Source organism: Campylobacter concisus (assembly GCF_002913225.1).
GTDB lineage: Bacteria > Campylobacterota > Campylobacteria > Campylobacterales > Campylobacteraceae > Campylobacter_A > Campylobacter_A concisus_J.
This window is the reverse complement of record NZ_PPAW01000015.1, coordinates 169,270-183,681: the sequence shown is the minus strand read 5'-3', so window position 1 is coordinate 183,681 and position 14,412 is coordinate 169,270. Positions and strand designations below refer to the sequence as shown.

General features: G+C 41.0%; 15 protein-coding genes. 13 read left to right on the top strand and 2 right to left on the bottom strand.

What is annotated here, in order from left to right:
* Window positions 1–18 precede the first annotated feature (18 nt).
* Together hemW and CYP26_RS03380 are read right to left on the bottom strand one after the other, a co-directional pair.
* The gene (hemW, locus tag CYP26_RS03385) at window positions 19–1,065 is read right to left on the bottom strand and encodes a radical SAM family heme chaperone HemW (RefSeq protein WP_103630367.1); all 1,047 of its coding nucleotides are present in this window, start codon (window positions 1,063–1,065) and stop codon (window positions 19–21) included.
* 55 nt (window positions 1,066–1,120) lie between these two features.
* Window positions 1,121–2,005, bottom strand: coding sequence for a helix-turn-helix domain-containing protein (locus CYP26_RS03380; protein ID WP_103630366.1), 885 nt, complete (start codon window positions 2,003–2,005; stop codon window positions 1,121–1,123).
* A 108-nt stretch (window positions 2,006–2,113) separates the two neighbouring features.
* Between CYP26_RS03380 and CYP26_RS10455 the strand changes: the two genes are divergently transcribed.
* From CYP26_RS10455 to cmoA, 13 genes are all read left to right on the top strand, one after another.
* Window positions 2,114–3,136: a TonB-dependent receptor plug domain-containing protein gene (locus CYP26_RS10455; RefSeq protein WP_258031389.1), complete on the top strand. Its 1,023-nt coding sequence runs from the start codon at window positions 2,114–2,116 to the stop codon at window positions 3,134–3,136.
* 46 nt (window positions 3,137–3,182) lie between these two features.
* Window positions 3,183–4,067, top strand: a complete 885-nt coding sequence (locus CYP26_RS10450) for a TonB-dependent receptor domain-containing protein (protein ID WP_258031398.1) — start codon at window positions 3,183–3,185, stop codon at window positions 4,065–4,067.
* Between the two features lies 1 nt (window position 4,068).
* Window positions 4,069–5,160 carry a PepSY-associated TM helix domain-containing protein gene (locus tag CYP26_RS03370; RefSeq protein WP_103630365.1) on the top strand — a complete coding sequence of 364 codons (1,092 nt, stop codon included), beginning with the start codon at window positions 4,069–4,071 and terminating at the stop codon, window positions 5,158–5,160.
* A 63-nt stretch (window positions 5,161–5,223) separates the two neighbouring features.
* Window positions 5,224–5,688, top strand: a complete 465-nt coding sequence (locus CYP26_RS03365; RefSeq protein ID WP_103630364.1) for an RNA pyrophosphohydrolase — start codon at window positions 5,224–5,226, stop codon at window positions 5,686–5,688.
* Window positions 5,688–6,887, top strand: coding sequence for an aspartate kinase (locus CYP26_RS03360; RefSeq protein ID WP_103559136.1), 1,200 nt, complete (start codon window positions 5,688–5,690; stop codon window positions 6,885–6,887). The genes CYP26_RS03365 and CYP26_RS03360 overlap by 1 nt, the downstream gene beginning before the upstream one ends.
* Window positions 6,887–7,426: a HobA family DNA replication regulator gene (locus CYP26_RS03355; protein WP_021087775.1), complete on the top strand. Its 540-nt coding sequence runs from the start codon at window positions 6,887–6,889 to the stop codon at window positions 7,424–7,426. The genes CYP26_RS03360 and CYP26_RS03355 overlap by 1 nt, the downstream gene beginning before the upstream one ends.
* On the top strand, window positions 7,427–8,047 hold the full coding sequence (locus CYP26_RS03350; RefSeq protein ID WP_103630363.1) for a DNA polymerase III subunit delta': 621 nt from the start codon (window positions 7,427–7,429) through the stop codon (window positions 8,045–8,047).
* A complete protein-coding gene (gene folP / locus CYP26_RS03345; RefSeq protein WP_103630362.1) occupies window positions 8,044–9,183 on the top strand; it encodes a dihydropteroate synthase in 1,140 nt (379 codons plus the stop codon). Before CYP26_RS03350 ends, folP begins: the two co-directional genes overlap by 4 nt.
* Window positions 9,184–9,207: 24 nt before the next feature.
* A complete protein-coding gene (locus tag CYP26_RS03340; protein ID WP_103630361.1) occupies window positions 9,208–10,068 on the top strand; it encodes an NADAR family protein in 861 nt (286 codons plus the stop codon).
* 41 nt (window positions 10,069–10,109) lie between these two features.
* Window positions 10,110–12,053, top strand: a complete 1,944-nt coding sequence (gene ligA, locus CYP26_RS03335; RefSeq protein ID WP_103630360.1) for an NAD-dependent DNA ligase LigA — start codon at window positions 10,110–10,112, stop codon at window positions 12,051–12,053.
* On the top strand, window positions 12,043–12,756 hold the full coding sequence (gene tlyA / locus CYP26_RS03330; protein WP_103630359.1) for a 23S rRNA (cytidine-2'-O)-methyltransferase TlyA: 714 nt from the start codon (window positions 12,043–12,045) through the stop codon (window positions 12,754–12,756). Before ligA ends, tlyA begins: the two co-directional genes overlap by 11 nt.
* Window positions 12,722–13,615, top strand: coding sequence for a bifunctional riboflavin kinase/FAD synthetase (locus CYP26_RS03325; protein WP_103630358.1), 894 nt, complete (start codon window positions 12,722–12,724; stop codon window positions 13,613–13,615). The genes tlyA and CYP26_RS03325 overlap by 35 nt, the downstream gene beginning before the upstream one ends.
* Window positions 13,612–14,316: a carboxy-S-adenosyl-L-methionine synthase CmoA gene (cmoA, locus tag CYP26_RS03320; protein WP_103630357.1), complete on the top strand. Its 705-nt coding sequence runs from the start codon at window positions 13,612–13,614 to the stop codon at window positions 14,314–14,316. The genes CYP26_RS03325 and cmoA overlap by 4 nt, the downstream gene beginning before the upstream one ends.
* Window positions 14,317–14,412 lie beyond the last annotated feature (96 nt).

Below are 14,412 nucleotides of genomic sequence, written 5' to 3'. Positions count from 1 at the left end.
GCTCAAATTTTTATAAATTTAGCCCTCGATAAAGAGTGCGATCTCGTCGCTTAATAAGAAATTTGGGTTGTAAAATTTGCTATCTTTAAAGAGCAGTTTTTCATTTTCTACAAGTAAATTTGCTCTTTTTTCCTGAGCCTCGCTTAAGCGCCCAGCCTCCACGCCTACGATGCTTCTAAGCCCTAAAAATATATGCTCTCTTGCTAGCTCGCTTGGGCTTAAAATTTCTTTTTCTCTATGCGTTGGCTGCGTGATATAGGCGTCTATGCTACTTTTGGCGTAGTATCTGGTGCCACCCACAAAGCCCACGCTAAAAGCTCCAACGCCAAGGTAGTTTTTGCCTTGCCAGTAGCCAAGATTGTGCTTGCAAATTTGCCCGAAATTTGAAATTTCATATTGTTTAAAACCAGCCCTCCCGATCTGCTCTATCATAAATTTAGCTAAAGTGTCGCTATCCTTTTTATAGCTTTTTTTGCCAGAAAATGGGGTATTTTCTTCAAGCGTGAGCGAGTAGGCGCTAAGATGCGTGATAGCAAGGCTTTTTAAATTTTCAGTCTCAGCTAAAAGGCGCTTTTTGGTATCAAATTTAGTGTCGTAGATGAGGTCTAAATTTATGCTCTTAAAGCCAGCTGCATGGGCATTTTCAACTGCTTTAAAAATTTGCTCCCTGCTGTGGATACGCCCTAAAAATTTAAGCTTATCTTCAAAAAAGCTTTGCGCGCCAAAGCTTATGCGGTTTGCACCTAAATTTTTTACATGCTTTAGCCAGGCTAAATTTGCAGAATTTGGATTTGCTTCAAGCGTTATCTCAGTTTTAGGCGTGCAAAGTGGAGCAAAAATGCTAAAAATTTCATCATAAAGCTTAGCATTTACCGCACTTGGTGTGCCGCCACCAAAAAATATGGTTGAAATTTCTTTTACATTTTGGCTTTTTAGCTGGAAATTTAGATCAAGGCAAAGCGCTTTAAAATAGGCGCTAACCTTCTTAAACTCGTCATCGCTTGAGCCAAAGGCGCAGTAAGGACACTTGCTCTCGCAAAATGGCACGTGGATATAAACTTGCAAATTTCTCTCTTTTTTAAATTTTGGCGATTATAAGAAATTTGGCATTTAGCGCAGTTTAAAAGTAGCTTTTTTGCCTTATTAGCTCGCTTGGTAAAAAGCCAAAAGTGCCTTTAAAAATTTTTGCAAAATGTGCTGCATTTGTGTATCCAACGATGCTGGCAGCCTCTTTTATGCTGATATCATTTTGTTTTAAAAGGGCAAATACAAGCTTTAGCCGCTCTTTTGCTAAAAGCTGATAGATCGTCTCTTTGAAAAAGAGTTTAAAATTTTTCTTAAGCCAAAAGTCATTAGTGCCGCAAAGATGGGCTAGCTCTTTGATACTTGGGGGATTTTGCATGCGAGTAAGTAAGATTTTCTTAGCCTTTAAAAGCACTTTTTCTTCGTCACTGCTAAAGCAAATTTTCTCATCTTTTAAAGCTTTGCTCTTGTAGATAAGCTCTAAAATTTTTGACTCTATAAAGATCTCTCTCATCATGCCATCATATAAATTTGTCGTCTCAAGCTCGTTTAAAACGCAAATTTGAGCCTTATCTTTTTTGTATTTTATAAGATCAAATTTCTCTTCAAATTTTAGCTCACTAAAAATTTCAAGCTTATTTGCGTAGTGCTCTTCAAAAAGCAAGGTTTTAGTTTTATAAAATTTATTTTGATATTCAAAAACACCTTTTAAGCTATCATTTACCAGCCCTATGCAAAACTCATCCCTGCTTAAAAGATACTCTTTTTTATCAAGTTTAAAGCAAAGATTGTCTTTTGCTTCGTTAAACATCAAAAATAGATATTTTTTATCTCCCTCGCTCTCTCTTTTTATGATTTCGTTGCATAAAATCTCGCTTTTTAGGTAGCTTATGCCATTATTTTGTTTAAAAAATTCTACATTTATCCGCTTGTTGCTTTGTGAGATTTTACTTATGCCATATCTTTTATCTAAATTTATCATTTTATCCCTTGAGCGTTAAATTTAATCCCTCTAGCGTTATGTCTGATATTGATAACGATTATTTTATTTTAGTAAAATGTGATTTAAATTTTAATAAGGAGTTTTTTTGTGAGAAGTCTATTAAAAATTTCTATTTGTGCGGCAGTTTTTATAAATTTACCGCTTTTTGCAAATGAAGATAAAGTTCTGCCAGAGGTTAAAGTAGTGAGCGCAACTGGCTTTGAGCAAAACATAAAAGACGCCCCTGCAACGCTTAGCGTCATCACTCAAGATGCACTAGAAAAGAGAAATCACAAGGACGTTGAGAGCATGGTAAAAGACGTGCCAAGCCTTTTTGGAACGACTCCCGAAGCGGCAAATAGACGAGGAATTTCTATACGCGGATTCTCTCCAAGATTTACTAAAATTTTAGTAAATGGCATGCCAGTGCCAGGAGATAACGCTTATAAGGGGCTAAGAAGCGTTGGAGGCTCATATAGTTTCATCCCACCAGCAAGTGCGATAAGCCGTATCGAAGTGATACGCGGTCCTATGAGCTCGCTTTATGGCAGTGACGCACTGGGCGGTGTGATAAACATCATAACAGATGAGTTTAGTAACGACTTTCATGCAAATCTTGGCTCAAGCTATAAATTTGCTAGAAATAAAAATATAAGCGGCGAGTTTTACAACAGCCTCTATCTACACTCTGGGCTAATAGACGATGTTTTAAGCATCTCAGTTTATGGCAAAAATTTAAACAAGTCAGAGGATAAAATCTCATACGCAAACAGAGAGCAAAAAGATAGAAATTTTGGCACGAAGCTCTTTTTTAGACCAAATGAAAACAACGACATCACGCTTGAACTTGCAAGAAGTGATGTGAAATATAAAAGAAGCAAAGGCAAAACACTATCAACTGGTACTAACTCGGTTGCTAGTGAGAGAATAAAGGGCGATATGATAAATTTAAGCCACGAAGCAAGGCTTGATAATATCTTGCTTCAAAGCTACCTGTCTTACGGCAAGATAAAAGAGATCGCTCAACAAAATTTGACGCTAAAAACACTAAATTTCGACACAAAAGGCTCATATTTTACTGATAACAACGCCTTTACTTTAGGGCTAAACGCCAAAAAAAGAAAAGCTTGATGAAAAGGCAACTACAGCAGACGCTGCAAATGTAAAAAGATATGACATTTCGCTTTACGGCGAGGATGACTATCACCTTACAAAAGACTTTATATTAAGCACTGGAGTTCGCTATAACTACGACGAGAACTACGGTTCGCACGTTTCACCAAGAATTTATGGTATCTATAACTTAAATGACTTTTTTGCCCTAAAAGGCGGAGTTAGCACAGGATACGCGACTCCTGATATCAAGCAACGCACGCAAGATCTTGCTATGCCGTTTGCTGGAGGGCTTGGAGCACAGCTTGGCAGAAGCGACCTTAAGCCAGAGACAAGCGTGAGCTATGAATTTGGCGGCGTTTATAATGACAATGAAGGCTTTGAAGCTTCACTAACTGGCTTTTACACGAGCTTTAAAGATATGCTAGGCACAGAGCGTATATGCACTCCAAGACCTGGTAATCCTTGCACGCATAAAGGTAAAATTTATCGCCGTGGGATTTGGGAGAGTGTAAATGTCGGTAAGGCTGAAATTTACGGAGTCGAGCTAACAAATGAATGGCAGGTAACAAACGCTCTTAGGCTAAATCAAAGCTACGTCTATACAAGATCAAAGCAAAAAGATGGAACGGAGATAGGCAAAAGCTTAAACAACTATCCGCTTCATACATTTAAATTTGGAGCGAACTACGAGCTAAACAGATGGCTAAATTTCTGGTCACAGATAAATTATTATGGTAGGAGTAAAGACTCACTTAGCTACGATGATGACATCAGACCTTATGTGATCGCTGATCTTGGCATAAACTACAACGTAACAAAGAATTTCAGTCTAAATTTGAGCGTTTATAACCTCTTTAATGAGTACTTTACGACAAGATCTGGCAGATACGACATCTTGATAGCTGACGGACAAAAGATCGAGCTTGGCTTTAATCTAAAGTTTTAAAATGATAAAAATTTTGAAAAAATTTCATCTTATCTTGGCTTTTATCTTTGCCTTGCCGCTTCTTGTGCTTAGCATTAGCGGGGCGATCATCTCGTATCACGATGAGATAATCGATATCTTTAGCAAAGATGAGGTTGTGGCTGGTAAAAAGCCTTTAGAGATAGATGAAATTTTAAAAATTTTTAGCAAAAGTGAGCCAAATTTTAATCTTAGCTACCTAAAGATAAAAGCAGAGGCAAACAAGGCTTACGTCATAAGCGGAACTAACGAAAATGGCGAGTTTGAGTCGTTTTTCATAGATCCTTATACTGGGGAAATTTCAGGCAAAAATAGCGCAGAGAAATTTATAGGGCTGGTTTTAAATTTGCATAAAAACTTAGCCCTTTCGCTTTTTAAAAATGAAAATTTGAGTAAATTTGCAAGCGAGCTAGTAGCACTCTCTACGCTTGCGTTGCTTTTTATCTTGATAAGCGGGGCGGTGATATATTTTTGGAGATTTAGAAGCAGGGTGGGAGATGCTTTTAAGCTAAATTTAAAGGCAATAAAATTTGCGTTTTTGTATTCATTACACGGCTTTTTGGGTATCTATCTTGGCGCTGTTTTAAGTGTGATTTGTATTAGCGGGCTTTACTTTTCTTATGAGAGCTTTGCTAAGGTTATAAATCAAATTTGTGGCGAAGAAAAGGTCTTTAAAAAGCCAAATTTTACAAACAAAAATGGCTTTAGCTTAAGCGACGAGCAAAAGGTGGCAAACCTTAAAAAAGCTTATGAAATTTTCATCTCTAAATTTGGGGACGAGTTTGAGGCTTTAAATTTTATAGCAAATAGCGGCGGCGTCAAATTTATGCTCTTTTACCTGCCAAAAGGTGCTAGCGAGAGAGAAGGCGTTAGGCTTTTAGTAGATACTAAAAGCGAGCAAATTTCAAAAAATGCCATGCCAAAGTCATTTGAAATTTATAAATTTATGCTTGATTTGCACGCTGGATATATCTTTGGTGAGCTTGGTAAATTTATATTTTGTCTAGCATCATGCGGTGTGGTTTTACTACTTTTTAGTGGAGGTACGATTTATTACAAACGGCGCAAAAACTAACTTCATTTATCTATCTCTTAACTCTTTTTCGTTATCATCTCAAATAAATTTTTTGGAAAAGACATGCAAAAAAAATATAGACCAAATGTAGCAGCTGTCATTTTGTCTAGTGCTTACCCTTTTAAATGCGAAATTTTAGTCGCAAAAAGGGTTGATATGGACGATATCTGGCAGTTTCCTCAAGGTGGCATAGACGAAGGCGAAAGTCCAAAGCAGGCACTAAAAAGGGAGCTTAAAGAGGAGATCGGAACTGATAAATTTGACTTCTTAGAAGAGTATCCTGATTGGCTTAGCTACGACTTTCCAGCAAATGCGTCAAAGAGATTTTATCCATTTGATGGGCAGACGCAAAAGTACTTTTTGGTTAGGCTAAAAAATGGTGCTAGCATAAATTTAAAGACCGAGCATCCAGAGTTTAGCGAGTATAAATTTGTAGATATCAACAAGGCTTTAGAGGGGATAAACCACTTCAAAAAGCCTATTTATGACAAAGTTTTGAGTTATTTTAAAGAGAAAGGATATTTTTGATGTTAATCGTTCAAAAATTTGGCGGAACTAGCGTAGGCACGCTTGAGCGCATCGAAGCTGTGGCAAACAGGGTCATAGAGACTAAAAACAGCGGCGCTGACGTTGTGGTCGTAGTTTCTGCGATGAGTGGAGTTACAAATCAATTGGTTGAATATAGTGAGTATTTCTCAAAGCACCCAGACGGCGTTGCTACTGATATGCTTTTAAGCTCTGGGGAGCAAGTAACCACCGCGCTTTTGACGATTGCGCTTAATGCAAAAGGCTATGCATGCGTAGGACTAACTGGCGCAATGGCTGGGATAATGACTGATGATGTGCATACAAAAGCTAGGATAGAAACGATAGATACCACTAGGCTAAAAGCTGAGCTAAAAGCTGGCAGGATCGTCGTCGTAGCAGGCTTTCAAGGCATAGATGACAAAGGCGATATCACTACACTAGGTAGAGGCGGAAGTGACCTTAGTGCAGTTGCATTAGCTGGGGCGCTTGAAGCTGATCTGTGTGAAATTTTTACCGACGTTGATGGCGTTTATACGACTGATCCAAGGATAGAAAAAAAGGCAAAAAAACTAGAAAAGATAAGCTATGACGAGATGCTTGAGCTTGCCTCTGCTGGGGCAAAAGTGCTTCAAAATCGCTCAGTCGAGCTAGCAAAAAAACTAAATGTCAAACTAATCACAAGAAGCAGTTTTAACCACAACGAAGGTACATTAATAGCAAAGGAAGATAATATGGAAGCGGTTTTAGTAAGCGGTATAGCATTAGATAAAAATCAAGCAAGAGTAACTTTAAGAGGCGTAGTCGATAAGCCTGGCATCGCAGCTGAAATTTTCACAGCTCTAGCTCATCAAAATATAAATGTAGATATGATCATCCAAAACGTAGGACACGACGGCACGACAAATTTAGGCTTTACAGTGCCACAAAACGAGCTTGACCTAGCAAAAGAGACTATGCAAAAGCTCTCAGCTGCAAAACATGTCGAGTATGACGATGCGATCGTGAAAGTCTCGGTTATCGGCGTAGGCATGAAGAGCCACAGCGGCGTAGCATGTCTAGCATTTGAGACGCTTGCAAAAGAGGGGATAAATATCCAGATGATCTCAACAAGCGAGATAAAAATTTCAATGATCGTCGATCAAAAATATGGCGAGCTCGCAGTTCGCGTACTTCACGATGCGTATAAGTTAGATAAATAATGCAAGATTTTATCCAATGGACGCTTGAGACTATAAGAAGCGAAAGATATATGAGCTGGATGGAGGAGAAGCGCGTCGAATGGACGCCTTTGCTTGCATCTAGGCTTAAATTTTTGCTTGATAGCAAGGCTTTTATAGTCATCTGCGACGATGAGCGAGAGTGGTTTGAAAACTATCTTTTAAGAAATATCAACCGCACAAAAAGCGAGCGTCCATTTTTGCCATTTTTTAGCCTAAGATCGCTCTATCCAGCCTTTGACAGCGTCGAGACGAACGAGCAAAAACAGCTTTTAAAAGATATGCTAAGTCTTGCCTTTCCAAATGGCTACATCTTTTTTTACATCGGCAAAAGCATAGACAAGCGTGCAAATTTAGCTAAGACTGATGAAAACAGCTATATGTGGCTCTTTGATGAGCAGGCGCAAAACAGCTTCACGCTAAGCTCGAGCGATGAAAACTTAGACATCAAACTTCTAAATTTATATAAACTTTTTGACAAGAGCATAGACGCCGTGCTCTTTGCAAAGGTGATACTCTAAATGCTTAATAAAATCGTCATAACAAGCGATTTTGAAAATTTAAAAGCCAAGCTTGAAGCCGAGTTTGGCGTAAATAACTTAAGATTTTTTATAAGCGATGATTTTTTGCTTGAAAATGCAAAAGAGGTTATCGCAGAAGCCTACATCGCCGAAAAAGATGAAAAAATTTTAGTCATAGAGGCGAAGTCTTTTCGCACCGAGGCTCAAAACGCACTTTTAAAGATCATCGAAGAGCCCCCAAGAAATATCAAATTTATAATAGTAACGCAGAGTAAAAATTTACTTCTACCAACGATAAGATCAAGGATGCTCATAGAAAATAAGCTCACCAAAAAGCCAAAAATGAGTGTGGAGCTAAATTTAAAAGCCCTTAGCCTAAAAGAGCTAACAAGCTTTATCGACCAAAAGATAGCAGAGGAGCAGGCGCAAAAATTTGGCAAAAACGAGCTAAAAGAGCTTGTCGGAGCCATCGTGACAAAGGCGGTTGATAGCGGGTATAAATTTAGCGGCGAGGAGATGGAGTATTTTTTCTCACTCATCAAGCTTGCCGATCTAAACGCCAAGTCTCACGCCGTCTTAACGCCACTTTTGCTTACTATCTTTGAGAAAGGACGACGTTGAAATTTTATAAGATAAATAACAAAAGCGACTTTGATCAAATTTGCAAGGCTGTCTCGCCAAGCCCTGCTGGTGCGAAGCTCATGCACGAAAAGAGCGAGATAAATTTTATCTTCATTGACGAGATAAAGACCCCAGCGGCAAATATCCTAAAACAAGACGCTCTAAGCGTTGGGGCTGAGCTGGTGACACACAAAGATACTATTTTAGGGCGCGAGAGCCTAAACAAAGCCTTACTAATGGCGACAAACGCGCAGCTTAGGCAGTTAGCTAAAAAAGAGAAGCTGCAAGACTTTGGACTTAAAAAGCTCGCCACCTTTTTAGAGACTAAATTTACAAAGCCAGCAAAGCCTTTTATAATGGGCGTTGCAAATATAAATTCAGATAGTTTTAACGAGCAAAGCCGCATAAATACACAAAATGGCATAGCAAAAATCGAAGCCATGATCGAAGCAGGCGCAGACTATATCGATCTTGGAGGCGTTAGCTCAAGGCCAGGGAGCGAGTATTGCGGTAGCAAGGAGGAATTTAGGCGCATAAAAGATATTGTGGAGGAAATTTACAGGCTAAATTTACACGAAAAGGCAAAATTTAGCCTTGATAGCTTTGATCCTTATTGCTTAGAATTTGCGCTAAATCACGGCTTTAAGATGATAAATGACATCACAGCAAATGCCTCTCTTGCCACACTTGCTGCAAGATACGACGCGCAGTTTTGCATGATGCACATGCAAGGTGATCCTGTCACCATGCAGATCGCGCCAAAGTATAACGACTTAATTGGCGAAATAACTGATTTTTTCGAGCAAAAGATAGCCCTTGCAAGGGAGCTTGGCGCTAAAAAGATAGTGCTTGATGTAGGCATTGGCTTTGGCAAGACGGCTGAGCAAAATTTGCTGCTTATTAAGCATTTGGAGCATTTTTTGAAATTTGACGGCCCGCTACTTGTTGGCGCTAGCCGCAAATCAGTGATAAATCACTATTATAAAAGCGAGGTCAAGGACCGCCTGCCAGGCTCACTTTATCTGCACCTAAAAGCCTTTGAAAACGGTGCGCAGATCATTAGAACGCACGACGTGGCAGAGCACAAGCAGCTTTTTGATATGCACGAGGCGATGAGCCAAGCCACGCTTTGGTAGGGCGCTTGGCTAAAAAGAGGCTAGATGAAAAATTTACTTCCACCGCCTTGGATCAAATTTCCCCAGATTGATCCATTTTCCATCGGCTGGAGGATGGGCGCTGGCGAGGATTATAAGTTTAAATTTAACGACTGGCTTAAAACGCTAAGCCAAGATGAACGTAGCGAGTATCAGCAGCTCTTTGCTGAGCCTGCGACGTGGCGTGGCTACTGGGATGAGAGACTAGGCTCTGATGAAAGCACGCTTTTTATCAACAATGAATTTGTCACCGACCTTTGGGAGCGTGAGCCTAGATATGAGTTAAAGTGGCTTAAGAAGCGCCATAACGCAGGTAAGTCGGATAAATTTCTATTTTTTTGGGGTCATCAAAAGAGCGCAAATTTAAGCGCAAGCTGTCTAAGTCAGTGGTACGGTTCTAGTTTTTGGGAAGATGAAACTAGATACCTTTGCGCCGAGCAATATATGATGGCTAAAAAGGCTGAGTGTTTTGGCGATGACGAGGCTTTTGAGCAAATTTTATCCGCCAAAGATCCAGCGCAGATGAAGGCGCTTGGTAGGCAGGTGCGAGGCTTTGACGCTAAGGTCTGGGACGAGGTCAAATTTAGCGTCGTGCTAAATGCGAGCTATCTAAAATTTAGCCAAAATGCCCATTTGCGTGAATTTTTACTTCAAACTGGGAGCAAAATTTTAGTCGAAGCAAGCCCAGTTGATAAAATTTGGGGCATAGGCTTGGGCGCAAGCGATGAAAATGCGCAAAATCCTATGAAGTGGCGAGGGCAAAATTTGCTTGGCTTTGCGCTGATGAGAGCTAGAGACGAGATAGCAAAGGTCTATAAAAATGTCCATTTATGTGACGCGAGAGAGTTAAATTTGGATCATTTATAAAGTATGTTTAAGATAAAATGCGGTGTAAATTTGGAGCAAAAATGACAAAACAAGAGTACGAAAGAGCAATAGATACGCTAAATGCGTGGGCAAGGGCCTACTACGACGAGGACGAGCCACTTGCAAGCGACGAGGAGTATGATGCGCTATATCATGCGGTTTTAGCCTTCGAGCAGGCAAATCCAAGTGAAATTTCGCTATTTTCGCCGACTAAGCGAGTGGGCGGAGGCGTAAAAGAGGGCTTTAGCAAGGCAAGCCACATAAAGCGCATGTGGAGCATGGAGGATATCTTTAGCCTTGGCGAGCTTGATGCGTGGCTAAAGCGCGGCGAGAAGGAGAATTTGACCTTTGTTGCAGAGCCAAAATTTGACGGAGCGAGCCTAAATTTACTCTACGAAAATGGCGTTTTAGTTAGGGCGATAACCAGAGGTGACGGCGTTACAGGCGAGGACGTGACGCAAAATGCAAGGACCATTAGCTCGGTGCCAAAGAGCATTAGCTACAAAGGGCTCATTGAAATTCGTGGCGAAGTCGTCATAAGAAAAGATGATTTTGAGCTACTAAACGCAGAGCGCGCAAAAAATGGCGAGGCGCCGCTTTCAAACCCTAGAAACGCAGCCGCAGGAAGCCTTAGACAGCTTGATAGCGCAGTCACTGCAAAAAGAAAGCTACTTTTTATACCTTGGGGCGTGGGCGAGCAGAGCCTTGGGCTAAAAGATCACAGCGAGGTGATGAAATTTGTGCGTGATCTTGGCTTTGAGAGAGATGATTTTTTCAAAATTTTAAAAAAAGATGAGCTTGAGACTGCCTATAACGAGCTCTTGGCAAATCGCGACGCAAAAAGTGTGATGATGGATGGCATGGTGATACGTGTAAATGACCTTGCTCGCTGTGAGCAGCTAGGATATACGGTTAAATTTCCAAAATTTATGGTGGCGTTTAAATTTCCAGCCATTGAAAAGGTTACAAGGCTAAGAGATGTCGCACTTCAGGTCGGTAGAAGCGGTGTAGTAACGCCTGTTGGTGTGCTTGATGAGGTAAATATAGATGGCGCAAATGTAAAATCCGCCACCCTTCACAACTTTGATGAGATCGAGCGCCTTGGCGTCATGAAAAACGACTACATCGGCATCATCCGCTCAGGAGATGTGATACCAAAGATCACAAAGGTTTTTAAAGATAGGCGAGATGGCAGCGAGCAAGCGATAGAAAGGCCTAAATTTTGCCCAGTTTGCGGCTCGCACCTGCTTGATGAAGGGGTCTTTGTAAAGTGTCAAAATTTAAGCTGCAGAGCAAGAGTGGTGGGCTCGATAATTCACTACGCATCGAAAAAATGCCTAAATATCGACGGCCTTGGCGATGCGATCGTAAATTTGCTATTTGACAAGGGGTTGATTGCTTGCATTAAGGACATTTACAGCCTTAAATTTGATGATCTCATGGCGCTTGAGGGCTTTAAAGAGAAAAAGGTAAATAACCTTTTAAATGCGATCGAAGCTAGCAAAGGTGCGGAGCTATCGCGCTTTATCACAGGTCTTGGTTGCGAGCACATCGGCGAAGTGGCGGCAAAGAAGCTAGCAAGTAGTTTTGGACTGGGCTGGCTTGATGCTAGCTTTGAGGAGCTAACCTCGCTTGAAGGCTTTGGCGCGGAGATGGCAAATAGTTTAACCGACTTTGCCGAGGTAAATAGAGCAGAAATTTTAGCTCTCAGCCAGATCGTGCAGCCAAGCGTAACGCAGACGCAGAGCATCTCAAATGCGCTAAGTGGCAAGACGGTCGTTATAACTGGCACGCTAAGTCGCCCAAGAGATGAGATAAAAGCCGAGCTAGAGAGTTTTGGCGCAAAGGTTTCTGGCTCAGTTTCTAAAAAAACGGACTTCGTGCTAGCTGGCGAGGAGGCTGGCAGCAAGCTAGAAAAAGCAAATGAGCTAGGCGTGCTGGTGATCGATGAGAGCGAATATGAGAGGCTAAAACTTGAGGTTTGATAACTACGTCGCAAGCGTTTTAAATATAAGTAGAAACAAGGCGAGCGAGCTGATAAAGGGCGGCAAGGTGCTAATAAACGGCGAAATTTGCACCAAGGTTTCAAGCGAAGTTAGCGAGGCTAAAATTTCACTGCTTGATGAAATTTACGTTGGGCGAGGTGCGCTTAAGCTAAAGAGCTTTTTGGAAGCGATGAAATTTGATCTAGCTGGCAAAAACGCACTTGATATCGGCAGCTCAACTGGCGGCTTTATGCAAATTTTACTTGAGCGTGGCGTAAAGAGCGTGACTGGCGTTGATGTGGGCACTGATCAGCTAGACGCCAGCCTAAGAAGCGACGAGCGAGTGAAAATTTATGAGAAAACTGACGTCAGGGAGTTTGCAAAGCAAAATCAAAGCAAATTTGATCTCATAACCTGCGACGTGAGCTTTATCTCTTTGGCTGAAATTTTGCCAGCCATTTGCGAGCTAGCAAGCGAAAATTCTCTCATCATAACGCTTTTTAAGCCACAGTTTGAAGTGGGCGTTGGCGTAAAACGCAGTAAAAAAGGCGTTGTCACCGACACTAAGGCTGTAAATTTAGCGATGAAGCGCTTTGAAGTGCTAGCAAGTAGCTTGAAATTTGAACTGATAGCTTGCAAAGAGTGCGAAGTCAAGGGAAAGGAAGGAAATGCCGAATTTTTCTACGCTTTTAACAAAAGATAACATCACTGCCGTTGCGATCGGGCACTTTGACGGCGTGCATAGGGGGCACAAGCAGCTTATAAAGCAGCTTGGCGAGTTTGGCGGACTTGTTGTCATCGATAAAAATAAGGCCAACATCACGCCAAAGTTAAAGCGAGCCGAGTACTCAAACTATCCTTGCTTCTTGTATGATTTTGAGAGTATAAAAGGGCTTAGCGGTGAGGAATTTATAGCACTTTTAAAGCGGGATTTTAAAAATTTAAAAAAGATCGTTGTTGGGTTTGATTTTAGATTTGGCAGAAATAGAGCGTGGGACAAGCACGATCTGAAAAGAATTTTTGATGGCGAGGTAGTCGTCGTTGATGAGGTTTGTTATGACGGCATGGGCGTGCATAGCTCATCCATCAGAGAGCTGATACGTCAAGGCAACATCGATGAGGCAAACAGGCTAATAGGCAGGGAGTACTCGATCGAGGGCGACGTGATAAAAGGGCAGGGCATCGGCGCAAAAGAGCTGGTTGCGACGCTAAATTTGGACGTCAAGAGCTATCTTTTGCCACGCGAGGGCGTTTATGCGACAAGAACGAGGATGGGCTCATACACCTATGGCTCGGTCACTTTTATAGGCAACAGACTTAGCACGGATGGAAATTTTAGCGTCGAGACGCACATCTTAGACGAAGTCGCGCCAAAAGTGACAAAGCACGTCGCCGTTTGCTTCATAAAACGTTTGCGCGATAATAAGAAATTTAATAATCTTAGTGAGCTAAAAGAGCAGATAAAACGCGATATAAACGAGGCTAGGCAGTGCGTGGGCGTGTGCGATCTCTTTTTTGGAGAGACGATGAGATACTTTGACGGATATGGAGCTGGTATATGAGAGATGAAATTTTTAAAGAACCTATAAGCAAGCAGTTTGAATTTGATGACTTTGTGGCGAGCGTTTTTGATGATATGATCTCGCGCTCGGTGCCATTTTACGATGTTAGCTCAAATTTAAACGCAAAGTTACTGGCTAAAATTTTGCCAAAATCAGCAAAAGTGTGCGACCTTGGCTGCTCTACGGCAAATAGCCTGCTTTTGCTAAATAACCTTAGAAACGACCTCGTTCTAAGTGGCGTGGATAACTCTGAGGCGATGCTAGCAAACGCTAAAAACAAGGCAAAAGCTTATGGGGCTGATATTGAGTTTATTTTGGGTGACATCACAGAGTGCGAGCTAGAGGGCTTTGACGCGGTTTTGGCAAACTATACTTTACAGTTTATCAGACCGCCAAAAAGAGCAAATTTGGTGCAAAAAATTTATAACGGACTAAATGAAAATGGAGTTTTTTTGTTTAGTGAAAAGATCATTTTTGATGATAAGAAGCTTACAAAAAGCGTTATAGAAATTTACGAGGACTACAAGCAGGCGCAAGGCTACTCACGCTACGAGATCGCCCAAAAAAGAGAGGCGCTTGAAAATGTGCTGGTGCCATACACAGAAGAAGAAAATAGAAGCTTAGCCCTAAATGCTGGCTTTAAGCGTGTCGAGAGCACGTTTAAATGGGGAAATTTCATGAGCTTTTTGGCGTTTAAGTAAATTTAAAAATATCTGCTTTTGTATTTAAATATAAAATTTAATCACAAACAGTGAATTTAAAATTTAGATTTTGCTTTGTAATGTCAGCATTTTTGG

Bases quoted from the DNA above. Each gene is read 5' to 3' on its own strand.
- CYP26_RS03360 (WP_103559136.1), top strand. From the start codon at position 5,688: ATGTTAATCGTTCAAAAATTTGGCGGAACTAGCGTAGGCACGCTTGAG.
- CYP26_RS03380 (WP_103630366.1), bottom strand. From the start codon at position 2,005: ATGATAAATTTAGATAAAAGATATGGCATAAGTAAAATCTCACAAAGC.
- CYP26_RS03355 (WP_021087775.1), top strand. From the start codon at position 6,887: ATGCAAGATTTTATCCAATGGACGCTTGAGACTATAAGAAGCGAAAGA.
- CYP26_RS03365 (WP_103630364.1), top strand. From the start codon at position 5,224: ATGCAAAAAAAATATAGACCAAATGTAGCAGCTGTCATTTTGTCTAGT.
- CYP26_RS03340 (WP_103630361.1), top strand. From the start codon at position 9,208: ATGAAAAATTTACTTCCACCGCCTTGGATCAAATTTCCCCAGATTGAT.
- ligA (WP_103630360.1), top strand. From the start codon at position 10,110: ATGACAAAACAAGAGTACGAAAGAGCAATAGATACGCTAAATGCGTGG.
- CYP26_RS03370 (WP_103630365.1), top strand. From the start codon at position 4,069: ATGATAAAAATTTTGAAAAAATTTCATCTTATCTTGGCTTTTATCTTT.
- cmoA (WP_103630357.1), top strand. From the start codon at position 13,612: ATGAGAGATGAAATTTTTAAAGAACCTATAAGCAAGCAGTTTGAATTT.
- CYP26_RS03325 (WP_103630358.1), top strand. From the start codon at position 12,722: ATGCCGAATTTTTCTACGCTTTTAACAAAAGATAACATCACTGCCGTT.
- CYP26_RS03350 (WP_103630363.1), top strand. From the start codon at position 7,427: ATGCTTAATAAAATCGTCATAACAAGCGATTTTGAAAATTTAAAAGCC.